Origin of the sequence: Pseudoalteromonas sp. MT33b (assembly GCF_014117385.1) — a bacterium.
GTDB classification, from domain to species: domain Bacteria; phylum Pseudomonadota; class Gammaproteobacteria; order Enterobacterales; family Alteromonadaceae; genus Pseudoalteromonas; species Pseudoalteromonas lipolytica.
Map to the genome: position 1 here is coordinate 347,947 of NZ_CP059832.1, position 24,235 is coordinate 372,181.

General features: G+C 41.9%; 18 protein-coding genes. 9 read left to right on the top strand and 9 right to left on the bottom strand.

Annotated elements, in window-relative coordinates; all coding sequences use genetic code 11:
* The first annotated feature begins 22 nt into the window (after positions 1 to 22).
* Positions 23 to 283, top strand: a complete 261-nt coding sequence (locus tag H3302_RS17615; RefSeq protein WP_143104559.1) for a hypothetical protein — start codon at positions 23 to 25, stop codon at positions 281 to 283.
* 476 nt (positions 284 to 759) lie between these two features.
* Here the strand turns inward: H3302_RS17615 and der are convergent, their stop codons facing one another.
* The 9 genes from der to ndk form a co-directional block, all read right to left on the bottom strand.
* Positions 760 to 2,229 (bottom strand): ribosome biogenesis GTPase Der, encoded by a 1,470-nt coding sequence (gene der / locus H3302_RS17620; protein WP_036972413.1) that lies wholly within the window; start codon positions 2,227 to 2,229, stop codon positions 760 to 762.
* A gap of 75 nt (positions 2,230 to 2,304) precedes the next feature.
* Positions 2,305 to 3,483 (bottom strand): outer membrane protein assembly factor BamB, encoded by a 1,179-nt coding sequence (bamB, locus tag H3302_RS17625; protein WP_036972412.1) that lies wholly within the window; start codon positions 3,481 to 3,483, stop codon positions 2,305 to 2,307.
* A gap of 9 nt (positions 3,484 to 3,492) precedes the next feature.
* A complete protein-coding gene (locus H3302_RS17630; RefSeq protein WP_182396721.1) occupies positions 3,493 to 4,113 on the bottom strand; it encodes a tetratricopeptide repeat protein in 621 nt (206 codons plus the stop codon).
* A 24-nt stretch (positions 4,114 to 4,137) separates the two neighbouring features.
* Positions 4,138 to 5,412 (bottom strand): histidine--tRNA ligase, encoded by a 1,275-nt coding sequence (hisS, locus tag H3302_RS17635; RefSeq protein ID WP_036972410.1) that lies wholly within the window; start codon positions 5,410 to 5,412, stop codon positions 4,138 to 4,140.
* 132 nt (positions 5,413 to 5,544) lie between these two features.
* Positions 5,545 to 6,663, bottom strand: coding sequence for a flavodoxin-dependent (E)-4-hydroxy-3-methylbut-2-enyl-diphosphate synthase (ispG, locus tag H3302_RS17640; protein WP_036972409.1), 1,119 nt, complete (start codon positions 6,661 to 6,663; stop codon positions 5,545 to 5,547).
* 5 nt (positions 6,664 to 6,668) lie between these two features.
* Positions 6,669 to 7,526, bottom strand: coding sequence for a RodZ domain-containing protein (locus H3302_RS17645; RefSeq protein WP_075593185.1), 858 nt, complete (start codon positions 7,524 to 7,526; stop codon positions 6,669 to 6,671).
* The gene (pilW, locus tag H3302_RS17650) at positions 7,523 to 9,433 is read right to left on the bottom strand and encodes a type IV pilus biogenesis/stability protein PilW (protein ID WP_182396722.1); all 1,911 of its coding nucleotides are present in this window, start codon (positions 9,431 to 9,433) and stop codon (positions 7,523 to 7,525) included. Before pilW ends, H3302_RS17645 begins: the two co-directional genes overlap by 4 nt.
* Before the next feature lie 113 nt (positions 9,434 to 9,546).
* A complete protein-coding gene (locus tag H3302_RS17655; RefSeq protein ID WP_036972406.1) occupies positions 9,547 to 10,677 on the bottom strand; it encodes a bifunctional tRNA (adenosine(37)-C2)-methyltransferase TrmG/ribosomal RNA large subunit methyltransferase RlmN in 1,131 nt (376 codons plus the stop codon).
* 172 nt (positions 10,678 to 10,849) lie between these two features.
* Positions 10,850 to 11,281: a nucleoside-diphosphate kinase gene (gene ndk / locus H3302_RS17660; RefSeq protein WP_036972405.1), complete on the bottom strand. Its 432-nt coding sequence runs from the start codon at positions 11,279 to 11,281 to the stop codon at positions 10,850 to 10,852.
* 242 nt (positions 11,282 to 11,523) lie between these two features.
* Between ndk and H3302_RS17665 the strand changes: the two genes are divergently transcribed.
* The 8 genes from H3302_RS17665 (at position 11,524) to H3302_RS17700 (ending at position 23,993) form a co-directional block, all read left to right on the top strand.
* Entirely contained in the window at positions 11,524 to 12,120 is a 597-nt protein-coding gene (locus H3302_RS17665) for a hypothetical protein (RefSeq protein WP_036972404.1), read from the top strand.
* 404 nt (positions 12,121 to 12,524) lie between these two features.
* Positions 12,525 to 13,136, top strand: a complete 612-nt coding sequence (locus H3302_RS17670) for a hypothetical protein (RefSeq protein ID WP_036972403.1) — start codon at positions 12,525 to 12,527, stop codon at positions 13,134 to 13,136.
* Entirely contained in the window at positions 13,136 to 15,769 is a 2,634-nt protein-coding gene (locus H3302_RS17675) for a hypothetical protein (RefSeq protein WP_182396723.1), read from the top strand. The genes H3302_RS17670 and H3302_RS17675 overlap by 1 nt, the downstream gene beginning before the upstream one ends.
* A gap of 70 nt (positions 15,770 to 15,839) precedes the next feature.
* Complete coding sequence (locus H3302_RS17680) at positions 15,840 to 16,319, top strand: hypothetical protein (RefSeq protein WP_118845085.1); 480 nt, start codon at positions 15,840 to 15,842, stop codon at positions 16,317 to 16,319.
* Positions 16,320 to 16,807: 488 nt separating this feature from the next.
* Positions 16,808 to 17,389 carry a hypothetical protein gene (locus tag H3302_RS17685; protein WP_036972400.1) on the top strand — a complete coding sequence of 194 codons (582 nt, stop codon included), beginning with the start codon at positions 16,808 to 16,810 and terminating at the stop codon, positions 17,387 to 17,389.
* Between the two features lie 14 nt (positions 17,390 to 17,403).
* Positions 17,404 to 18,948 carry a S8 family serine peptidase gene (locus H3302_RS17690; RefSeq protein ID WP_075593189.1) on the top strand — a complete coding sequence of 515 codons (1,545 nt, stop codon included), beginning with the start codon at positions 17,404 to 17,406 and terminating at the stop codon, positions 18,946 to 18,948.
* 224 nt (positions 18,949 to 19,172) lie between these two features.
* Positions 19,173 to 20,558: a tRNA 5-hydroxyuridine modification protein YegQ gene (yegQ, locus tag H3302_RS17695; protein ID WP_065979595.1), complete on the top strand. Its 1,386-nt coding sequence runs from the start codon at positions 19,173 to 19,175 to the stop codon at positions 20,556 to 20,558.
* 126 nt (positions 20,559 to 20,684) lie between these two features.
* Positions 20,685 to 23,993, top strand: coding sequence for an EAL domain-containing protein (locus H3302_RS17700; RefSeq protein WP_065979594.1), 3,309 nt, complete (start codon positions 20,685 to 20,687; stop codon positions 23,991 to 23,993).
* Positions 23,994 to 24,235 lie beyond the last annotated feature (242 nt).

A 24,235-nucleotide genomic window follows, 5' to 3' on the forward strand; every position in this document is an offset into this window, starting at 1 on the left:
TTGGGGCGGTAATGGTATTTAATTGTGTAGCGCACGATACCAATACCAGCCCAATACCAGCCACCCACGTATTACAGAAGCAGTTTATTTTTCAATGCTAGGCCTAGATAAAGAAAGCTTTTCTTACTACCAACTTTATCAAACCCAACCAGGTTATGTCACTAAGCTTGTGGGGGATGCGCACCTAATAAAATTTTTTTTAATTTCAAAAAATACTGAAAATGGCTACTTAATCCAGGTCATCGATAAAAAATATAATTACTCAGTCAATAACGACGGATAATACTGTAACAATAGACACGATAAATTACTTAAGTATTTTAGCTGATGGAGGAGTTCTCCAGATCATTCATCCAATAGAAAAAAAGGAAATATATACACCTAAATTTTTAGATTTTATTACTCATAAGATTGATATACAGCTGAGTTGTTGGTGCGCTGATGAAACATACCCAGAGGAACAAGATTTATCTTTAGTTTATCTCCACTTTGTTGATTTAAAAGAACACTATATTAAGAATGTAGATGTTGTTAGTCGGAGAAAGGCTATTGAAGGAAGGAATCGAGCACTTGATTCTCTCGTTGCCGTCGCAAGCTCTAGTGTCAATGAATCAAGGAAGCTACATAAGAGCCAAGTAAGTCAAATGAAAAAAGAGATGGGGAAGATAATAGGTGATTTATATGTTGATCAAAGCTTAAGTTACTAGTAAAAACCTTGTAGGCAAATGCGTACAAGGTTTTTTCATGACCGAATGAAGTTTATGACTTATTGCGGTTTTCTTTCGCAAATGCACGTATTTTACGTTTTTGCGATAAGGTCACTTTATTGGTGCGGCCTGCGTATGGGTTATCACCTTCTCTAAATTCAATTTTGATAGGTGTGCCCATGATATTCAATGCTTTACGATAGTAGTTCATTAGGTAGCGTTTATAGCTATCAGGTAAGTCATGAACTTGGTTACCGTGAATAACGATACGTGGTGGGTTATAACCACCGGCATGCGCATATTTAAGCTTAACACGACGGCCACGAACGAGAGGAGGCTGATGATCCGCTTGAGCCATGTCCATGATACGACGTAGCATTGCAGTACTAATACGCTTAGTCGCAGACTCATATGCTTCATCAACTGATTCAAATAAGTGACCCACACCGGTGCCGTGTAACGCAGAGATAAAGTGTAAACGTGCAAAGTCAATAAAGCCTAAACGACGGTCAAGCTCAGATTTGATTCGTTCTTTAACGTAATCGTCTAAGCCGTCCCATTTGTTTACGGCTACAACGAGCGAACGACCTGCATTTAAGGCAAACCCTAATAAGCTTAAGTCTTGATCTGAAATGCCTTCGCGAGCATCAACAACCAGTAATACAACGTTTGCATCTTCAATAGCTTGCAGCGTTTTGATAACAGAAAATTTCTCAACAACGTCGCTTACTTTTTTACGCTTACGAACACCAGCGGTATCAATAAGGATGTACTCTTTGTCATTACGCGTCATCGGAATGTAGATAGAGTCGCGCGTAGTACCTGGCATATCGTAAACGATAACGCGTTCTTCACCTAAAATACGGTTAGTCAGCGTAGACTTACCCACATTTGGGCGACCAATGATTGCGAGTTTTACAGGTTTATCTGCAAATGCTTGTTGGTTCTCTTCGCTGTCGTCGTCTTCACTGTAAAGATCAATTAATTCGTCATCACTTTCTTCAACGTCATCGTTTTGTGCAGCCATTTCAGCGATAACTGGTTGAAGTGTTGTTTCAAGTAACTGCGTAATACCACGACCGTGAGCCGCGGCAATGTGGTGAATATCACCTAAGCTTAATTGAAAAAACTCTGCACAGTATGAGTCAGCATCAATACCATCTACTTTGTTTGCGACAACAAAGCATTTCTTTTGCTGTTTACGTAGGTGATTAGCAATTGCTTGGTCTGCGGCTGTCATGCCTGCGCGCGCATCAACTAAAAATAATACGATATCGGCTTCTTCAATCGCGAGTAACGATTGCTCGGCCATTTCAGTTTCGATACCTTGCTCAGAGCCGTCAATACCGCCCGTGTCTACCACGATAAATTCATAGCCATCATAGTCAGCTTGGCCATATTTTCTATCTCGTGTTAAGCCTGGAAAATCGGCAACGAGGGCGTCACGAGTACGTGTTAAACGGTTAAATAATGTGGATTTGCCCACATTGGGTCGCCCAACAAGAGCGATCACGGGAAGCATAAACTACCTCTTTAAAAAACAACAAAAGGCTTCGCCAAGCGAAGCCTTAGAAAAATAACGTTTACTATTAGTAAGTTAGTCTGGAATTTTAACCGCGCTAACTTCACCATCTCGGGTGTATAAAATTAACTTGTCACCGGCAACAACAGGCTCAATAAAGAAACCTGAGCTGTCAAAGTCTTCACGCGATACAAGCTCGCCCGACTCTTTATCTAACCAGTGTAGGTTACCTTCTTGGTCACCCAATGCTAAATATTTTCCAGCAACTGTTGGGCCTGTTAAGTACCAGCCACGTAGAGCAGGTTGGCTCCAACGTTCAATACCAGACACTTTATCTAAGCCGTATACCACACCGTTGCTGTCAACAATATAGATATATTGGCTGTCCATCGATAAATCACGGTAGCTGCTGTACTCACGTTTCCATACAACATTACCAGAGCGAATATCCACGGCTGCTAAGTTACCATTATAGGCGATAGCATAAGCATATGGGCCGCTAATTAAAGCTTGTGTATCGACATCAACTAAACGCTCAAACTCAGAAGCCCCTTTTGGTGACGCAATTTCAGCGCTCCAAGCAGAATAACCGTTTTCTGAAATTAATACGTTGAGCTTGCCTGTTTCAAGGCCTATTAATACCCCACCATTCGCAACCGTTGGTGAGCTTTGGCCACGCAGTGTTAGTGGCGGTACTTCTTGCTCATAACGCCAGCGTTCTTCACCTGTGTCTGGGTGAATGGCGAGTAATTTACCAGAACCCAAATTAACGAATATTAGGCCATCGCCCGCAGCGGGTTTTGAAAGTACTTCGCCCGGCACTGTTTTGCGCCAAATAATTTCACCCGTTTCGCGGTCAAGAGCAGTTAAATAGCCGTGCTCAGAGCCAACGAATATTTTACCATAAGCTTGTAAAATACCGCCTGATAATTTAGCGCTCTCAGATGTTTCCCAAGGCCAAAAAGCGGGGTTTTCACGTACATCGGTATGCCAAAGAGTATCGCCATTTTCAAGCGATAAGGCTTCTACTTCACCTTCACGGTTGGCAACATACACAACGTCGTTATATACCGCTGGAGTGAGGCGAGAAAAATAGTGCTGAACACCATCACCAATCGACTCTTGCCAAACAACCTTTGTTTCAAACTGATTAACAATTTCTGGTAATACTAATTCATCTTCGTCATCACTTGATGAACACCCCGTTAGGGTCGCAATACACAGAGCAAGTGTTGCCGCTGTTAACTTCTTCATCTTAACCCCTTATGCCGCTGGGCTAGTTTGTGCTAAGTCATCAAGTTTAATTTGTAATAACGGGTTATTTTCAAGGCCACCTTTATCAGCCGCAGCTTGATATTGGCTGCGCGCTTGGTCTTTGTCACCTTGTGCAGCAAACACATCGCCTTTTAATTCCGCAACCGTTGCAGCAAATGATTCTGGTAACGTTGAGTTTAATGTTGCTAATGCTTGCTCATACTGCTTTTGTGCAAGATGAACACGAGCAAGACGCGTTGCAGCTGTGGCTTTTAACTCGGTGTTTTTCTCGTGCGTGATAATCCAATTAAGTTTTTCACTTGCCGCATCAAGATCATTTTTTTCTACGGCTTCTTTAGCTGCAACGAAAGCAACTAAGGTACTGTAGCTTGATTCATTATTATCTTTGATAAACGTTTCTGCTTTGTCTAGCACGGCACCGCTATCAACAAGTTGAGTGAATGAGTCTGATGCATTTTCAGCACTGGTGATTTGGTGTTGATTATATGTTTTCCAGCCATACAAACCACCTAGGCCTGCGATAATACCCACTGCCAGTGCGACACCGTTTTCACGAAAAAAGCGTTTAATCGCTTCTGCTTGTTGTTCTTCTGTTGAATAAATTTCCATGCTTACCTCTGTTGCTAACTGAACTTAAATAAGTTCAGCTAGTAGCGTTTTCGCTTCTTCTAGTTTTAAGGTGACTTGTTCTTTACGCTCACGTAAATATTTTACAGTCACAACGCCTTGTTCTAATTCATCTTCGCCGATAATGAGCGCAACTAATGCATCGCTTTTATCAGCGCGTTTTAATTGCTTTTTAAAATTGCCGCCGCCAGCGTGAACCATCACTCGAAGACCCGCCACATCTTTGCGAAGTTGAGCTGCGATGATAGGCGCTTGAATACTGGCTTTGTCGCCCATGGCTGCCAAATATACATCAGCACTGCGACGAATGTCACCTACACATTCTAATGCTTGTAGTAGCAGAACTAAACGTTCAAGACCCATTGCAAAACCAACGGCTGGGGTTGCTTTACCACCTAGTTGCTCAACTAGGCCGTCGTAGCGACCACCGGCACATACGGTTCCTTGTGCGCCCAGACTATCTGTCACCCACTCAAAAACTGTGCGATTGTAATAGTCAAGGCCACGTACAAGCTTTTCGTTTACCGTGTATTCGACGCCAGCTGCGTCTAAACGTTCACATAAATTTTCAAAATGTTCTTTTGATTCAGCATCTAAATGCTCAGACAGTTTTGGTGCATCAGTTAAGATTGCTTGTACATCTGGATTTTTACTGTCTAAAACACGTAATGGGTTAGAATACATGCGACGTTTTGAGTCTTCATCTAGCACATCAACATGTTGCTCTAAGTAGGCAACAAGGGCATCGCGATAGTCAGCACGTGCTTCATTAGAGCCTAATGAGTTAAGCTCTAGACGAACGTGTTCGCTAATACCAAATTCTTTCCATAATTGGGCTGTAAGCAAAATAACTTCTGCATCAATATCGGCAGTGGCAATGCCGAATGTTTCTAAACCAAATTGGTGGAATTGGCGATAACGGCCTTTTTGTGGACGTTCATGGCGGAACATCGGTCCCATGTACCATAAACGTTGCTCTTGATTGTACAGTAAGCCATTTTGGTTACCTGCACGTACACACACCGCGGTTCCTTCAGGGCGAAGTGTTAGGTTATCGCCATTACGGTCAGCAAATGTGTACATTTCTTTTTCAACGATATCAGTAACTTCACCAATAGAGCGTTTAAATAGATCGGTTGACTCAACAATTGGAAAACGAATTTCTTGATAACCAAACGATGAAACGGTATCACGTAAGATATTTTCTACTTTCTGCCAAATCTGCGTGTCGCCTGGCAGACAATCGTTCATACCACGAACTGCCTGAATTTGTTTTGCCACTGATAAATCCTAAATACTGTACTTGCGTAAATAATCATTACGCATCAAGAAAACTAAAAATTGACCCGCTATTATAACGTCTGAGCGGTAAAGGTAAACGGCAAACCGCTGGGTTTGCCGACTATATTCGTATTATTCAACTATTTTGATGTCGATTGGCGTTTCTTTCTCTTTTTTAGCGATAAAGTCGCGCACATAGCCTTCGAGCTGGTCAACAATGTTGTCGTTATCGATACGTGCTTTTTGACGCTCGCCATTAATGTAAAGGCCTGAACGACGGTTTGCACCCGCAAGGCCAATATCACTCACGAGGGCTTCACCGGGACCATTAACCACACACCCAATGACAGACACTGACATGGGTTCAACAACGTCTTCAAGGCGTTCTTCGAGTTGGTTCATCGTGCTAACAACATCAAACTCTTGACGCGAACAGCTTGGACACGCAATAAAGTTGATACCACGCGAGCGAATACGCAACGATTTTAATATATCGAAGCCAACTTTGATCTCTTGCACTGGATCAGCCGCAAGTGACACACGTAATGTGTCTCCAATACCTTCGGCAAGCAGCATACCTAAACCCACTGCAGACTTGACTGAGCCAGAACGCATACCGCCAGCTTCCGTAATACCTAAATGCAGAGGCTGATCAATTTCTTTAGCAAGGAGCCGGTACGCACCGACTGCTAAGAATACGTCTGATGCTTTAACCGAGACTTTAAATTGATCAAAGTCTAAACGTTGCAAAATCTCAACATGGCGCATTGCTGATTCTAGTAATGCTTCGGGCGTTGGCTCGCCGTATTTCTCTTGTAAATCGCGCTCTAATGAGCCGCCATTTACACCAATACGAATGGGAATATTGTGCTCGCGTGCAGAGTCTACCACTGCACGAATACGTTCTTCACTGCCAATATTACCAGGGTTTATACGTAAACAATCTGCGCCATACTGCGCTACTTTTAGTGCAATGCGGTAGTCAAAGTGAATATCAGTCACCAGTGGAATAGTGACCTGTTCTTTTATGCTTTTAAATGCTTCAGCCGCTTCCATGGTAGGCACTGAAACACGAACGATATCGGCTCCAGCGTCTTGAATGGCTTGAATTTGTGCAACCGTTGCATCGACATCTAATGTGTTGGTGTTAGTCATCGACTGAACAGCAATCGGTGCACCATCACCAATGGGGACATTGCCTACGTTAATGCGTGTCGATTTTCTGCGTTTAATAGGAGATTCTGAAAACATTGCGGTTACTCTGATAACGGTAAAGTAAATTTAGCTAATCGGTTTTTGGCAAAATGTGAGGTGTCGACAGGTTGACCTTCAAACGTAATATCAACCATTTGGTGTTTGCCTAGCACGACATTAAATGGCTGTGGACCTGTGACAGTCATGACGTAGCCGGCTTTTTTTACGCCAAATGCTACGCGGTCACCGTTGCCATCGTGAATTTCAACCCAGCTGTCTTCATTAAAGTGCATGACAATGGTGCTTTGTTCAGGATCGCTTGAGCTTGCTTGCTCTGGTGTCACAGGTGGTGTTGTCGCAGAAGCTGGTTCAGACTCTGCAACAGCTAAATCAGTACTGATTGGTGCTGCACTTTCAGTGTGTTCTTGGCCAACGGGAGGCTCTTGAACAGGGGACGAAAGTTCACTTGTTTCAAGTTGATTTGGCTGAATTGTCTTAATGGGCTCTTCAATCGCTGGTGCGCTATTTTGCCACCACCAAAAAACAGACGAGCCAATGATTACAGCTAAAATAAAGTAGCTGAACAACATTAAGCGGCTGTCATGTGCTTCTTTTTCAGTACGACGAGAGAAACTTTGCATTTTTGACTTTTTCGCAGGTTCTATCTGCTCAGGCAGTAATGCAAGCATGGCTTGACTGTCAATTTTAAGCTCTCGGCAATAACTTTTAATATAGCCTTTAACAAACGTGGCAGGGCCAAGTAACTCGTGTTCGTCGTTTTCTAGTCTCTGTAATTGTAAAACAGATAATTTTAATGCTCCGGCAAGTTGCTCAAGGCTCACTCCCGCATTTTCGCGGTGCTTTTTTAGCGCTTGGCCGAGCGTTTCTTGCGGTTGTTCTAACGTGTTTTCTTCATTCATAATGCGTATGAGTCTGGGTCTACCAATAAGAGTCTATGCCCAGGTTTTAGGGCTACATCTGGGCTCAATTTGTTCCAGCGCATTAATTGATCGATCAATACGCTATGCTGGGTGGCTATGCCATAAAGAGTATCGCCAGCGTTAATGTCATGGTAAATGTGCGGATCATTTAAATAGATTTTTGTGCCGTTTTGCACACGATCCGATTCTTTTAAGCCATTCCATTGCAAAATCTTCTGTAGTTTAACATTGTATCGCACCGAAATGCTAAATAGGTTTTCACCATTTTGAATAACATGGTAAGGAATATTTAATGCGGCGACACTGGGGTTCAGCATGGGCAGTTGTAATTGCTCTGTGCTGACGCTGTAGCGCGTGTTACTTGTTTGCGCAGAACGAGAAGAACGGGTGTTAAATACATCGGCATCTTTTTCTGCTTCGTAAAAAACTACGGTGCCAGTGTCTTTTTTCACCGCGTTTGTAGATGGCTCAATTTGCTGTTTTATTTCAGGTGTTTGTGGAGCACCAAATGAAACAATTTTTACGTCATCACTGTTTGTTTGTGTGGGCTCAACTGCTGGCGTTGTGGTTTGTGATGAACCAAGTGCATTCATAACTGCTGAGGTATCGTTAGCCACCGCGGTTTTTACTACTGGGCGTGATGACACGGTGGTAAAACCGCCTATTTTAGGCTGCGTTTTTTGTACGGTTGCCACTGGCTGTTGTTTAGGTGCCGTGACAGCGGCCTCTTCTTCGACTGCGGCCTTTTCTTCGACTGCGTCAACGTGCTCAATATCAGCTTGCGCAACTTCAACAGATTTTACTTCTGGTAATGAGTCTGCTGGCGTTGGCATGGTTGCCACAGGTTGTGTGTCTGTTGGTTCTGCAGCGACAGACACCGCTGCTGATTCTTCAGTTGCGACAGGTTTAATTGTCGCGACAGGCTCTATTGTTGTGTTTGCAGCTACTGTTGTGCTCGCCGAACTGGGTTGTTGTGGCTTAGGCGGTGCCTTTTTCTTTACGATACGGATTTTTGGCTGATCTTTACTTACCGACGAGTAATCGCTTGAAATGAGCAGTTCTTCTAACTGAGAAAGGCGGTATTTTTCTTGTAAAATCTCAAATTCAGTGTTCTTTAACTGCTGAGAGGAGATGGCTTTAGCTTCACTTGAGCCGGGGTAAGTTTGTAAAATAATGGCCGCCGTGGTTTCTGCTTTTTCAATGTGGCCCATGCGTTGTTGAATTAGGTAACTTAGCATTAAAGCGCGAGGAGTGACACGGCCTGTAGATTCAAATTGCTCCACGACTTCCTGTGCTTTATGTAAGTCGCTTTTAGCATAATATAAACCTGCAAGGTTTATTAATGATGATGGGCGTTGTGAGCTGTGACTTAATGCTGATTTAAAATATTTTTCAGCATTTTCAAAATCATTAAACTCAACGGCACATAACGCTAAGTTTTCGTAACTTTCGGCTACACGAATATAGCTTGGAATCGCAATGGCTTTAAGGAGTTCTTCTGCGGCGCGGTCATATTCACCGATACCACATAAAAAGACCCCATAGTTATTTAAGGTATTAGGATCGTCGGGATCAAGTTTTAATGCTTGTTGATAGGCCCTGTCGGCCAACTCATTTTCATCAACTTGCTGATAATAATATGCCAGAGAATAGTGTACTTCAGGTAGTTGCGGTGCGAAGTCAGCTGCACGCTCCAAATTATACTTTGCTTGCGAGTTATTGCCTGTTTTTAAGTACTGTAAAGCAAGGGCTATACGAGTACGCGCGGCACCAGTATTATTGATTTTATTTTCAACAACAGGTTTGTTACTTCCGTTGTAGCTGTTTTCTGTGACACACCCAGCTAATGCTAAAGCACTAACAGTTATGGCAAGTAAAGATCGCATTACCTAATCTCTTGTTTGATTCCGTATGCCTATCTTACCGAAAAGCCTTTGTCTTGCATCTATTATTTTAAAAATAAGCTGCTTAACACAAAGGCTTGTCTTGGATTTAACGATTATGCTTGATGAATATTAACAGCAATTGCGTTGTCATCGCGCATTTTCTTTTTCGCTAAACGCTTTGTTCTGTCAACCACATCGCCCACTAATTGACCGCAGGCTGCATCAATATCGTCACCACGAGTACGTCGAACAATACAGGTAATGCCTGCCGCTTGTAGTACTTTAGAAAAACGGTCAATACGGCTATTACTTGAGCGACCATATTCGTTGCCAGGGAATGGGTTAAACGGAATAAGGTTTACTTTAGACGGTGTCCCTTTTAATGTTTTAACCAGTTCATGGGCTTGGTCGGTGCTGTCGTTAATGCCTTGCAACATGACGTACTCAATAGTGACATCTTTATTCGCTTTTGAGCCATCGATGTAACGACGACACGCCGCTAAAAACTCTTCAATTGGGTACTTTTTATTGATAGGCACTAGCACGTCACGCAGCTCGTTGTTTGGCGCGTGAAGAGAGATGGCCAACGCAACGTCGATTTTTTCTTTTAGTAAATCAAGAGCAGGAACAACACCAGATGTGCTCAGTGTAACGCGACGCTTTGATAGACCAAAACCCCAGTCATCCATCATCAGTTCCATTGCTGGCACAACATTCTTAAGGTTTAAAAGTGGCTCACCCATACCCATCATTACAACATTAGTAACAGGGCGTTTGGTGCTATCGCCATCAAGGCCAATATCTTTAGCAACACGCCATACTTGGCCAATAATTTCAGATACCGTTAGGTTACGGTTAAAGCCTTGCTGCGCTGTTGAGCAGAAAGTACATTCTAGCGCACAGCCTACTTGTGACGATACACATAAGGTTGCACGGTCTTTTTCAGGGATCCACACAGCTTCAACTTCTTGGCCACCTTGTAGCAATAAGGCATATTTAATTGTGCCATCACTTGCTACTTGTTTTACTGAGATCTCGGGTGCAACAATTTCACATTCAGCTTTAAGCTTTTCTTTTAACTTTTTATTGACGTTGCTCATGTCGTCAAAATTATCTACACCAAAATGATAAATCCATTTCATCACCTGATCGCCACGGAACGGCTTTTCGCCGAAGGATACAAAAAGCTCACGCATTGCATCTCGGTTTAAATCTAATAAATTAATCTTTTTTTCTGTGGTCATGAAACAACCTCAATCAGTGACGGTGGTATAAGTATTTAGGGTGCGCGATTGTATATTATTTAATCGACTTAGTCATTAGCTAAACAGACGAATAATAAGCTTAGCTAATGACTAAAAAAGGGCTCGAAAGCCCTTTTTCTTCTGCATCACAGACTTAGCTGTGAACTCGATATTAACGAGTACGTGGGCAGATTTCTTCGTCAGCGAAGAAGTATGCGATTTCACGTGCAGCTGATTCAACAGCGTCTGAACCGTGAACAGCATTTTCGTCGATGCTGTCAGCGTAGTCAGCACGTAATGTACCTGCTAGCGCTTCAGCTGGGTTAGTAGCACCCATGATTTCACGGTTTTTAAGTACAGCGTTCTCACCTTCAAGAACAGTAACCATTACTGGACCAGATGTCATGAACTCAACTAAAGCACCGAAGAAAGGACGCTCGCTGTGCTCAGCGTAGAAGCCTTCAGCTTTTTCTTTTGAAAGGTGAACCATTTTAGCTGCAACGATCTTAAGACCTGCAGTTTCGAAACGGTTGTAGATAGCGCCGATGTGGTTTTTAGCAACTGCATCAGGTTTTACGATTGAAAAAGTACGCTCTAAAGCCATCTTTGTGCTCCAATAATTTTATATATAAAAGGTTAAATATTAACGGGCGCGAATTATACGCGCTTTACGCTAAAATTCCTAATTTTATTAAATAGAGCATAGATGGCATTTTTATGATCCTTTTGGCGATTGCCCTAAAAGGCTGCCTTTAATTCAATTATGACTGCAAAGTTGTTACTGCAGAGGGATTTTGAGCTATCATTTTCAGCAAGGAAAATAGAGTACTAAAATAAGGAAAAACAATGAAAAAACTTCTTTTAATAGGTTTACTTGCTAGTGTTTTAGCTGGCTGTAATTCAGATTCAAATGATGAATTAACATGTCCGCCTTCACCTGTAGCCATCGATATTGCTAACTACGCTGTGGTAGCTGAACAGGATAGCGCAAATACACTTACACCCATTGCCTTTGACACCTATAAAATCAAGCTAAGCGGAATGGGTGACGGTGTTTATCAAGACGGTAACGAACCAGATCCTAATAAAGAATACGCTGATTGCCCAGTGGCGGCTGTGGTGCTTGGTAGTATTAATAGCATCACTGCAATTAATGTTTATTCAAGCGCCGATTATAGCAGCGAACTAACGGCTGGTATGAGCTTGAATAGTATCTTCAATGTCACAGAGATGTATGTGAATGACTTTGACTACTTTAATGAGGGAGGCTATGCCAGTGTCGCTGATTTTGCTGACATATTACCTACTACAGCACCTGTGTTTATTGAACTAAAACCAAATCAAGCGCCTGAACTGCAAAGCAGTCATATTTTTTATATAGATATTTATTTTGCAAATGGTAAAACGTTCACACTCGAAACAGAAGAAGTTGCGCTTTTTTAGGCAATCATAAAAGGCACTAGAACTAGATAAGTGAAGTTACTTTGCATATCGCTACTTTACTTATCTAGGTGGAACATTCCTTTTTACAACCTTATTTTTGTTAACCTTTCATTCACTTTTGCACTGTTAACGTATACCAATGTGTTATGCTGCTATAACTTTAACTTTCTGAATATATAGGTTTTAAATTCACTTTTCTTCTTTTTACCCTACCTTAAAATAAAAAATAAGCACCTTTTAAATTGTAACCTAAATGTTAAATTTAAGTGTACAAAAGGCTACATGTTTTTGCGTGAACTCTTGTCTTTATTCAACCATAAATAATTAGTGATTAGGTTTTTTGTAGTTATAAATCCTGATTTAAAACAATAAATACACGAATTAAAGAATGATAGGAGATAAGAATGAAACTACGCAGGTCATTAACCAAGCTGTCATGTGCATCTATTTTTGCACTAGGCACTGCGATGGCATTGTCGCCAGCTGCCAATGCAATGAAATTAAAGCAACAAAACTTACAAGAACTAACGCAAGCATCTCAAAGTATTATTACTGGCGAGGTTATTAAAGTAACCGATGGGTTTGACAACAAGCGTCCTTACACTGAAGTCACTATTCAAGTTGGGTCTGATGCAAAAGGCAAATTAAAAGAAAACTCGACCTACACTTTTCGTCAATTTGGTTTAATTAAGCCTCGCTCAATGGGCAATGGCAAAGTGTATTTAGGGGTTACTCCAGATGGTTTCGCAAAGTGGCATGAAGGTGAAAACGTCATTGCTTTTATGTACAAACCAGCTTCTATTACCGGTTTTCAAACAACTGCGGGCATGGCACAAGGTAAGTTTGTTGTACGCGATGGCAAAGTCGTAAACGAATTTGCAAATGCCGGTCTATTTGAAGACATGGATACATCTAATTTTTCAAATGAAGAACGCAATATGCTCACCAGTCCGGGAGCAGTTAAGGCCGATGTATTTATAAATTTGGTGGGTAAACTGACTGGAGTACAACAATAATGAAATTTTCAAAAATTACAGCAGCCCTTGCCTTAGCCACTCTTTCAGCCAGTTCACTCGCTGGCGGCCCTTTATATATTCATGATAAAACCATGGCACCGTATAAATGGGACACCTCCAAAGGCACTATTCCTGTATGGACGGATGGTGGTCAAGTTATTAAAGACAAAGACGGTAACGACGTTCAGGCTTTTACCATATTAGAGCAAGGCACGACATTCAATGTCGATATAACTTTACCAGATGGCACTGTGTTACCAAAATACGTTCCTTTAGACCGAGATTACACTTTTCTAACGATTGAGCAGGCGAATGCAGTCACAGCAGATGCTGTCGCACAGTGGTCAAATGTTGAAACCTCAACCTTAGACATGGCACTTGCAGGCACAATTGAAAGTCAAACCGGTATTAGCGACGTTAACGCTTCTAATGTTGACCAAATATATGGCGCCGAAAACGGCTACGGTTTTTGGGTTAACTATGATACTGACGGTGCGATCCTCGAAAATTACTTTGGAGTTCCTCGTTCATCTGTGCTCGGTATTGCTTTTCCTGAATGGGCAGATGAAGAAACGGGTGAAATTCTAGAAGCAACTGCGCTGATGAATGGATGGTATGTCGATATCAACGACACCGAGGGTAAGATGATACAAGGCGTATTTACTCATGAGTTTGGCCACGCGATGAATATGTCACACTCACAGGCAAATGGTCACTTTACCTATATAGCTAACCCAAACTACCTTATGTATGATGGTGTTGCTGGTTGTGCGGGTACGAATTCGTACACTGGGCGGAATAGTGCGCCTGTCGACAGTATCGAAACAATGTTTCCATTTATTAATGTACGTGGTATCGAGGGCGAAGCACAGGGTACGGTCAATGTACGCGATGATATCGTCAATATCTCTGATTTATATCCAACTGCGGATTACAAAACCAAATACGGAACCATTAAAGGAAAACTTTACACCAAAGAAGGTGTTGAGTATGCAGGCATGAATATGGTTGCCCGTAACCTCGATAATCCATTGCAAGACGTAATCACCCAACAAAGTGGGAATATGACCCAAGGGCGTATAGGCCCTGATGGCTCATTCACAATCAACGGCTTAACGCCTGGTGGCCGCTATGCGCTGTATATGGATCCAATTCGTGCTGGCGGCTACCCCACGACACCAACCGATATCATTTCTGAAAATGAATATTGGAATGAAGATGAAGGCACTTCGCCAGCGCTTGACAATGCGTGTAACATGACCGAAATCATTGTCGCTGGAGGTGAAACTAAAGAAGTTGAAATGTACTTCAATGGCTATCAAGATGGTATTCAATACACCCCGCTTGTGGCAGCCTGGGTAAGCGATCATGCAAAAAATGGCAAGAAAGCATTAGGTACTACTCAGGGTGGTACACCATTTATTTATAACAGCACACAGAATACTTTTGAAACACTGGAGACGCCGCAAGGTTTTGCGCCTTTAAAAGCCACTTCTGCTGCGATGAGTAAAACAGCCACAAAGGCGGCAGTTATTGCTGATCTTGACGGTAACGGCATTGGTCAAGGTGCAGTATGGGATATCAGTTCAGGCCACCTCTCTGTGCTTGAAGACCCAAGCAATAACACCTGTGCGCTGGCAAGTCAGTCAGGTGTGAGTTCGCACTCTATTTGGGATATGGATGATGCTGGTAAAACCGTTGTTGGTAATTCTCGCCGCCCCAATACTGGTGGCGTAGAGTGTGCACCAGACAAGGCGTCAAGTTCATATGGCGTTCCAACAGTCTGGGATGTTAAAACAGGCAAAGCAACACCATTAACCGATGGCTTAGAGTTTATTCCTCGCTCTTGGGGAGATGGCTATGAAGTACGTATTAATGGTGAGCGAACCGAAGCATGGGTGCGTGCAGATAAAATCTCTGGTAACGGTAAAACAGTGACCGGCTCAGGCAACAACAATAACTCTCAGCTTGCGTGGGTGGATGGTAAGTTACGAGACCTCTACAAGGACTTCGGAGCACTCAACTCTTCTGTAATTTCTTATGATGGTGAGCGTATCGCCTTTGGTGCACAACGTGGATTTGGTCGTCGAGCGTTCGGTGAGGGGGTGAAAGTCTGGAATGCTAAAACAGATGAAGTGACTAATCTCGGTGGTCTACGTTGGTGCGAAGATGTTCCATACTATCAGTTCATCTACAACCTATGTGCGGCACCTTATAATATGAGCCATGAAGAAATTGCTGAAATTGCTGGTTTACCATTGAACATGGTACTTGATGCCAATGATGATTTATCTGTTATCACAGGCCGCCTGCTTATCAATGGCATGCCTGCTGGTTCGACCATCTATATGGAAGGTATTGGTTGGATGACAGGTCAGGAGTTCTTTGGTAAGCAAGGTGTCGTAGAAGCGAAAAACTTCATGACCAATGGCATTTTCGGTGTCAGTGCCAACGGCTCCGAAATGATGGCTGGTATTGTCGGGCTTCCCACACCAGTGACCATTGAAGTCGATGCCAACAAAGCCTTTGTATGTAAAGATGGCATAAACCAAGAACTAAGTTTCCCGAAACAGGTTGTTGAAGCGGTGAAAGGCGGAGCAGAGTTTGGTCGCTGTGCCCACATAGATGACTAGTATTTTGCTAGGTTAGTGGATGGCCCACTCAAAATGTGGGCCATTTTATTGTTACAACAAAGAATTGTTTATGTTTAAAAATATAATAAAAATAATGTGCTTATTATCTGTGATTGGCACAGCTGAAAACCTACATGCACAAATCAATCAAGAATCGAACACTGTAGAGGCTGAGTTTCCAACTGAACTTGAGACAACATGGGAACTTGATGAGGCTGCATCAATTGAGTACGCAAAGCGCTCTGTGTACTGGAATGATAATATCGCAAAGTTACTGCCTAAACTCATAGCGACGAATAAGCAAATAAAATATCGTTTTAATGAAAATGAGCTGGTGAGTGTACTCGAAGACACTAAACAGAAAATAGCGATTACCTTAAATAAACAAACCCTTACAACGTTTTTATTTAACTTTCAGCATGATGACAAGCAAGGTCATTTGAAAGTTGAAAAAGCGGCGGGCGGGCGAATTAACATTCAAGCTGAAGGCTTGCTTGGCTATCAATTTCTGTTGTGGAAAAAGCGCCGCGAACGCTTAACAGGCGTGTAAAAATTTTTATGAGAATGGCTTTGCTGTTAACATAACTAAATCAAAACCAATTATCCTGGATAGTTAATTGCGTTTGATCTAAAAAAGGTGGCCATAGGATTGGTCACCTTTTTTTCTTTTCTCTGTTAGTTTTTCGTGTTTCAAAGCCACTCATCTCATTAAGCGAATGGGTATCACAATGCACTATAACCACAGTGCAACAGTGTTTAATTAAGATCTTTTAATGTGCTATTTGGTGCTTGATTACACTTTGGTACAAACTGGTACATATGAACGCTGTGTGAATTTAATTTTAACAAGTTGTAAATAAAGGCGTTTTTTCTGCTTACATTTGTGCTGTTCATTTTTGCTTATTTCTGCGTATTGAATTCTCTTATTGGTTGCTCTAATACTGTGCTGTCGCTCTTAACTAGATGTATATACTAGAAATATTAGTTTGCGTCACAGTGGATAAAACGATAATGAAAACAAACTACAAGGAAAAAAATATGAAACTAACACAGTTAGGGTTGTTAATTGCAACAGCCGCTATATTGAGTGGCTGTGCAAAAATAGATGCACGAGTGTCAGCTGGTGGAACGCTTAATTCAAAAGGCGGAGCGGGCAAAGCTGTCTTTACTGCGCATGCTGCGCGATGCGATGGTGATGTATCTGGACAGGTTAATTATAAGGATTTAACAGCAATTGATTGGCAGCAAATGGGCGGTGTAGCGTTTAATGCAAACGTGTATGGTGCTGGATTATGCAGCGAAGAGCCCGTTGATCCTGAGGGCGCAGAGTCGGGTGATGAGCGTTTGTACTGTAAGCAAGATATTTGCACTGAGGGAATGTATCAGGTGGAGTTTAATTATAGCTCAACCAACCCAACAGCGCCGGGAGAGGGCGTTGGCTTTGCCTGTATGATGGATATTTCAGAAGGCGTTAAAACAGGGATTGGTGCAAACGGGCTCTTAAATGTGATGTTGCTTGAGTCTGGGCCATATCAAGGTTACAGCAATGCAGGAACAATCAGTGGTAACGTTCAGTTGCATGATTGCCCAGCGAGCAAAAACGATAATACTGCACAATAACAAGGAGCCCAACGATGATTAATAAAAAAACAGTACTTGCTGCAAGTGTGGCTCTCGCATGTAGTTTCCCCAGTTTTGCAGAACAGACGTTTCGCATAGTGGTTGAAGCGAACAATAATAAAGCGTCAATTGTGAAATCGGCACTTCAGGCTAAAAATGTCAAAATAGAAAAAGAAATTAAGTCACTCGAGAGTTTTGCAGTCACTATTAATAAAGCGCAATTGGCAGAGATAGCAGGTTTATCCAATATTAAAGCGTTTTACCCCGATGTACCTCGTAAACTGATGTCAGAAGAGCCGATGCAGTTCTTACCTTATGGCTATACGATGGTTCAGGCAGATAAAGTGCAGTATCAAGGCGGTCAAAAGGTGTGTGTCATTGATAGTGGTTATGGATTAAGTCACCCTGATTTACCGAGTGCGGGCGTGACCGGCTCAGCGGATGGTGGCGCGGGTGTTTGGTATGAAGACCCATTTGGTCATGGCACGCATGTTGCGGGCACGATTGCTGCAATTGATGACAACAAAGGCAGTGCCGGTATTGTGGGTGACCACTCTCTGGATATGCACATTGTGCGTGTATTTGCAGGCAACGGTAGTTGGGCTTATGCCTCTGATTTAGCTGGGGCCATTGATGAGTGTCAGCAAGCGGGTTCAACAGTGATCTCCATGAGCTTAGGGGGCAAATATTCAAGTCCGATTGAAGAAAGAGCAATTAATAAAGTGGCGCGTAATAATATTTTAATGATTGCAGCAGCAGGTAACTCAGGCGATGCATCACACAGTTATCCTGCGTCTTACGATAGTGTGGTTTCAGTTGCCGCCGTGGATAGTGTTAAGCAACATGCAAGCTTTTCACAGCGCAGTTCACAGGTTGAGTTATCAGCGCCAGGGGTTGGGGTGTTCTCAACAATTCCTGTTGGTAAAGGACGTTTTTCAAAATTTAGTGTAATGCAGGATGATGTGAACTTTCAGCACTATGCATTGGATGGATCACGTTTTGGCTCGGTCACAGGTGAGCTTGTCGATTGTGGACGCGGCACCGAAAGCTGTGGTGATGTAACAGGCAAAATTTGTTTAGTTGAGCGTGGTGATAGCCCGTTTTATAGCAAGGTTGAGCAATGCGAAGCCGATGGCGGGGTGGGGGTTATTATTCGTAATAACATCGAAGGCCAGCTTGTGGGTAATATTAATCCAACGACACTGGTTGTGGGCGCGGTAATGATGAATGAGGGGCTTCATTTAATGGAGCAACTAGGGCAAGAAACCACAATAAGTGTTGCCGAGTTTACAGATCATGACTTCAAGTCAGGCACTTCAATGGCCACACCTCATGTATCTGGCGTGGCTGCTGTGGTGTGGAGTAATTTCCCTGAATGCACTGCAAATGGTATTCGCTTAGCGCTTCGTGCGTCAGCGGATGATCAGGGCGAGGCTGGGTATGATCATGCTTATGGCTGGGGGGTTGTTCAAGCAAAAGCCGCCGTTGATTATATTTCTGAGCATGGCTGTAGTGCGCCAAAAGGCGTGTTACGCGGGGGCGATGGCTCGGCTCATTAATTCACGAGTTATAAGATACATTGTTATTGATACCAAAGCGCCAAAAGGCGCTTTTTTTCGTTGTGTTTCGCAAGCAGCAATGTTTGGCGTTAATTAGCGGCTTAGTTACCTGCAATTATGATCTAGATCAATAAAATATAGTCACAGATTATTATACTCCCGCGCTCGTTAATCATATTAATTCATGCAACCGACTTGTACTCGGTTCGATGTGTGGAGCATTCATGTCGTCACCTATTTTGACCCCTCGCCCTTTTACGCCTGAGTTGTTATCACCCGCAGGTAGTTTAAAAAATATGCGTTATGCTTTTGCTTATGGCGCAGATGCCGTTTATGCAGGTCAGCCTCGTTATAGCCTTCGTGTTCGTAACAACGAGTTTGATTTAGATAACTTGCAAATCGGTATTAATGAGGCACATGCACAAAATAAAAAGTTGTACGTTGTGTCGAACATTGCTCCCCACAATGCCAAAGTAAAGTCGTATTTACGCGATATTGAACCTGTGATCGCAATGCAGCCAGATGCGCTGATTATGTCAGATCCGGGCTTAATTATGCTGGTCCGTGAAAAATGGCCAGACATGCCAATTCACTTATCTGTACAAGCTAACGCAGTTAACTATGCCACGGTAAATTTCTGGGCAAAACAAGGCATTGAACGTGTTATTTTGTCGCGTGAATTATCACTTGAAGAAATTGCAGAAATACGCGAATTATGCCCAAGCACAGAGCTTGAAGTCTTTGTTCATGGGGCATTATGTATGGCGTACTCTGGACGCTGTTTGTTGTCGGGTTATATTAATAAGCGCGATCCTAACCAAGGCACGTGTACGAATGCATGCCGTTGGAATTACGATGTAAAACCGGGCACCGAAAACGAAACGGGCGAAATGGTTCATAAAATTGATCCTAAATCAGTGATCCCCACACTCGGTGAAGGCGCGCCAAGTAATGAAGTCTATATGCTGGAAGAGCAAGGTCGCCCTGGTGAATACATGCCTGCATTTGAAGACGAGCATGGCACTTACATCATGAATTCAAAAGACTTACGCGCCGTACAATATGTTGATCAGCTTACAAAAATGGGCGTACATAGCCTAAAAATTGAAGGGCGCACAAAGTCTTTCTATTATGTGGCGCGTACCGCACAAGTTTACCGTAAAGCAATTGATGATGCCGTTGCTGGGCGTCCTTTTGATGCAAACTTATTTAAAACGCTTGAGAACTTAGCACACCGAGGTTACACCGAAGGCTTTTTAAAGCGCCATGCACACCAAGACTATCAAAACTATGAGTACGGTCATTCGGTATCAGATAAACAACAGTTTGTTGGTGAAGTGCTGGGGCGTACTAGCAATGGGTTGGTTGAAATTGATGTTAAAAATAAATTTTGTACGGGTCACTCGCTTGAGTTAATGACACCTAAAGGCAATATCAACTTTAACCTTGAGTTTATGGAAAACAAAAAGGGCGAGTCAATCAGCGATGCAAAAGGCTCAGGCCATATTGTAAAAATCCCTCTACCGGAAGATATTGATTTAGACCACGCAATTTTGATGCGTAACCTCGATGCTAATCAAGATACACGGAATCCTTTTAATAAAGGTTAGTTTTCATTCTGTTGCGCTAAGCAATAGTTAGCGCAACACCGACAGATTTTTTCATTATTTATCTACACTTAACTGTTATTTTTACTATCCTTTTTAGTAATACTTATAAAAATAGTTAAAAGCTTAGTGAAACAGTTTGTACATACTTCTCATCATAAAGAACTTGTAAATACCTTACCTTACATTGGTGTCGGTGTGTTGCTATTAGCCATCGTATTACTGCTAGAAAAGGTCGGTTTAATTGCTACTGAACCTTTTTATGTAGGCATGCACACCAGTGTTGAGCTTTTCTCAGTTGTTATTTCATTCTTAATTTTTGCTATTGGATGGAATACATGGCACTTCACCCGGAATAGCAAGTTATTGTTGCTATCTTGTCTTATGCTGTGTGTTGCTATTTTTGATGCGTTGCACTTTTTGAGTTTTTCAAGTGTCAGTGATCACGAGAAAAACATGGAGCAAGTGTTTGCTTTTTGGCTGTTTGCCCGGTTTTTTAATGCCGCTGCATTTTTAGTGATTGCAACCGCTATTTGGGTGAATTATAAGCTGTTTAATGCGCGTGTTGTGTTGAGTACTTTACTTAGTGTGACCGCGTGTATTGTGGCTGTTGTATTTTATTTACCCGATTGGTTGCCCACGTTGTACATTGAAGGAGGTGGCAGCAGTCAACAAAAGTGGCTGATAGAAATAACACTGATTACGCTCTACAGCCTTGCTGCGTGTATGTTTGCATCGCAATTAAGAAAACCAAGAAACACTCTAAATATCGCCGGGAAAACGCTTGTTTGTTTGTTGGCGATATTAAGTGAGGCGTGTTTTACGCTCTATAATGATGCCTCGCATGTAACCGATACACTTAACTTCTTTGGTCATATTTATAAAGGTTTGACCTACTTTTTATTATATAAAATCGTGTTTGTTGAAACCGTCACCAAACCCTACGCTGATCTTGAAAATTCAACAGAGCAGTTATCTGCAACGCTCACCGCTTTACCTGATTCTGTTTTTGAGCTTGAGCGAGATGGCACGTTTAAAGCTATTTACAGTGACAATTCGCCGAATCGTGTCTTTTCGAACAATGTGTTAGGTCACAATATTTGCCAGCTTTTTGCTCCTCAACATGCACTGCAGTTTATACACTCACTGCAACAAAATCATTTATTTGGATTATTTACTATCGATGCATTACCTCTCTTAATTAATGGACGTACGCATCATTTTGAATTCTCTGTGACGTTGTTTACTTATGAAAATGAGCATGAAACTTATTTAGTTGTCGCGCGTGACGTAACAGAAAAAATAGGGCAAATGGCAGCACTGCTTCAACAAAGTAAGTTTAATAAGGGATTGCTTACATTGACCGAAATTTCGTTTCAGGAAGATCAAGAAACCTTGCTTAATTATGCCGTTGAGCAAGCCCGTGAAATTGCAAATTGTGATGGTGCATCGCTCTATATTTGTAATGAACATAAGCAGCTCGCTTACCGTGCGGTGCATGGCTCAAAACTGGATGTATGTACCAGTAAGTTGCAAGAAAAAGTCGCTGTTGGAGAAGCAATCATTGTTAATCGCAAGCAAGCAAAAGAGTTTGGCTTGCCAAGTAATGCCAGCTCTTTGCTGGTGGTGCCGGTTGTGCGTCATGGCAAATGTCAGTTAGCGATTATTTTGCAACACACAGAAAAAACATTTTCAGTTCATGATAAAAACATGCTCACCGTGTGGGCCGAATCAGTGTGGCAGTGGTTTAATAAAATCACGTTGAATAAACGCATGCATATTTTATCTCAAGCTGTAGAGCAAAATCCGCACCCTATTATGTTTACGAATACGGATGCCAAAATTGAATATATGAATCGGGCGTACTTAGACATGTGTCAGTATGGTTACGATGAACTTATAGGCCAAAGTCCGAACATGATCAGCGCAGGTCAAACGGATTTAGGTGTTTATCAGGGGATGTGGCAACAGCTAAATAATAAACAAGCGTGGGTTGGTTCATTGGTTAATAAAACTAAACACGGAGATGCTATTGTAGAGCAAACAACCATATACCCCATTTTTGATAAGCAAGGAGCAATCAGTAATTACATTTCTTTTCAACATGATATGACTAAGCAAGTCGAAAGTGAAAGCTTAATACATCAGCTTTCTTACTTTGATCAGCAAACAGGGCTTGCCAATCAAGTGAAGTTACAAATGGAATTTGAGCAGGTCATAAAAGCGCATGTCGGTATTAAATCAGCCTTTATCTTAATTGGCTTAGACAACTTTAAAATTCTTAATAAGGCTCTGGGAATAGGGAATTGCAACTTAATACTGCAGAACTTGAGTGCAAGAATGAGTAATTTTATGGGTGAACAAGTCATGGTTGCGCGTTTACAAGGTGACCGCTTTGCATTTATTACCCCCTATACATCGACAGAAGAGATTGATAAGTGTGCTCATATCTTACTCAAAGTGATCAGAGAACCCTTATCAATTAACGACGAGTTAATTGTTGTAACGGCCTCGATAGGGGTTGCCCTGTGCCCGCTGGATGCCAGTGACTTTGAATCTTTATTGCAGATGGCTGAGTCGGCTATGTTTGAGGTGAAGAAACTAGGCCGTAATAATGTCTTGTTTTATGCTGAAGAAATGAATAAAGCAGGTGTGAGGCACGCTCAGATCATTAATGCTATCAATTACGCACTAAAAAATAACGAATTTTCACTCGTATTTCATCCTCAAATAGAACTAGCAACAAACAAAATGGTAGCCGCTGAGGTTTTATTGCGCTGGCATTCAGCTTCGTTAGGCTGTGTTTCACCCGCTGAGTTTATTCCGATTGCAGAACGTTGTGGCCGAATTAGTGACATTGATGATTGGGTTTTTGAAAATACCGTAAAAACGATTCGTCAATGGCGCGATAATGGGATGCCAGCGCTCACTTTTGCCATCAATTTATCGGCTACCAAATTTGTTAAAAAGAACTTGCTACGTAGTTTGACCACGGTACTGCAAAAATATTCCATTGAGCCGTGCTGTATTGAACTTGAGCTGACTGAGACGATTGCGATTGGTAATCCACAGTTTGCATTAAACACGATAACTAAACTGCGTGAAGCTGGATTTAAAATGTCGATTGATGATTTTGGGACGGGTTACTCATCAATGGGTTACCTTAAGGAATTTGCACTTGATAAGTTAAAAATTGATAAGTCATTTATTGATAATTTAGAACATCCGACTAAAGCAGATATTGCTATTGTAAAAGCCATGATTGATCTGGCGAAAGCACTTGATATGGAGTCGATAGCAGAAGGCGTTGAGTCAGAAAAACAATTACAAACCCTAAAAGAGTTAGGCTGCATTCAGATCCAAGGTTATTACCACAGTAAACCAATGCCAATTGATGCGTTTTATACATACGCTACTCATGAACGCGATAAGAATTGACGATTATTTATTAAGAAACTAATTACCTTTATTAGGTATTATTTTGGGTTGTTTAATTTAATATTTAATTACCTTTATTAGGTATTTCATCAAATTATTTGCTGTATAGTATTGTATTATAAAAAGTGTTTTTTTAAATTAAATTGCAATTATCTTTTTTGATTCATAGTCTTAGCTTGTTTCTGATTTATATTGATGTAATTTAACTTTTTAAGTAAAATAGAACGACTAAAGGATGAATT

Bases quoted from the DNA above. Each gene is read 5' to 3' on its own strand.
- der (WP_036972413.1), bottom strand. From the start codon at position 2,229: ATGCTTCCCGTGATCGCTCTTGTTGGGCGACCCAATGTGGGCAAATCC.
- bamB (WP_036972412.1), bottom strand. From the start codon at position 3,483: ATGAAGAAGTTAACAGCGGCAACACTTGCTCTGTGTATTGCGACCCTA.
- H3302_RS17630 (WP_182396721.1), bottom strand. From the start codon at position 4,113: ATGGAAATTTATTCAACAGAAGAACAACAAGCAGAAGCGATTAAACGC.
- ispG (WP_036972409.1), bottom strand. From the start codon at position 6,663: ATGTTTTCAGAATCTCCTATTAAACGCAGAAAATCGACACGCATTAAC.
- H3302_RS17645 (WP_075593185.1), bottom strand. From the start codon at position 7,526: ATGAATGAAGAAAACACGTTAGAACAACCGCAAGAAACGCTCGGCCAA.
- pilW (WP_182396722.1), bottom strand. From the start codon at position 9,433: ATGCGATCTTTACTTGCCATAACTGTTAGTGCTTTAGCATTAGCTGGG.
- H3302_RS17655 (WP_036972406.1), bottom strand. From the start codon at position 10,677: ATGACCACAGAAAAAAAGATTAATTTATTAGATTTAAACCGAGATGCA.
- ndk (WP_036972405.1), bottom strand. From the start codon at position 11,281: ATGGCTTTAGAGCGTACTTTTTCAATCGTAAAACCTGATGCAGTTGCT.
- H3302_RS17665 (WP_036972404.1), top strand. From the start codon at position 11,524: ATGAAAAAACTTCTTTTAATAGGTTTACTTGCTAGTGTTTTAGCTGGC.
- H3302_RS17670 (WP_036972403.1), top strand. From the start codon at position 12,525: ATGAAACTACGCAGGTCATTAACCAAGCTGTCATGTGCATCTATTTTT.
- H3302_RS17675 (WP_182396723.1), top strand. From the start codon at position 13,136: ATGAAATTTTCAAAAATTACAGCAGCCCTTGCCTTAGCCACTCTTTCA.
- H3302_RS17680 (WP_118845085.1), top strand. From the start codon at position 15,840: ATGTTTAAAAATATAATAAAAATAATGTGCTTATTATCTGTGATTGGC.
- H3302_RS17685 (WP_036972400.1), top strand. From the start codon at position 16,808: ATGAAACTAACACAGTTAGGGTTGTTAATTGCAACAGCCGCTATATTG.
- H3302_RS17690 (WP_075593189.1), top strand. From the start codon at position 17,404: ATGATTAATAAAAAAACAGTACTTGCTGCAAGTGTGGCTCTCGCATGT.
- yegQ (WP_065979595.1), top strand. From the start codon at position 19,173: ATGTCGTCACCTATTTTGACCCCTCGCCCTTTTACGCCTGAGTTGTTA.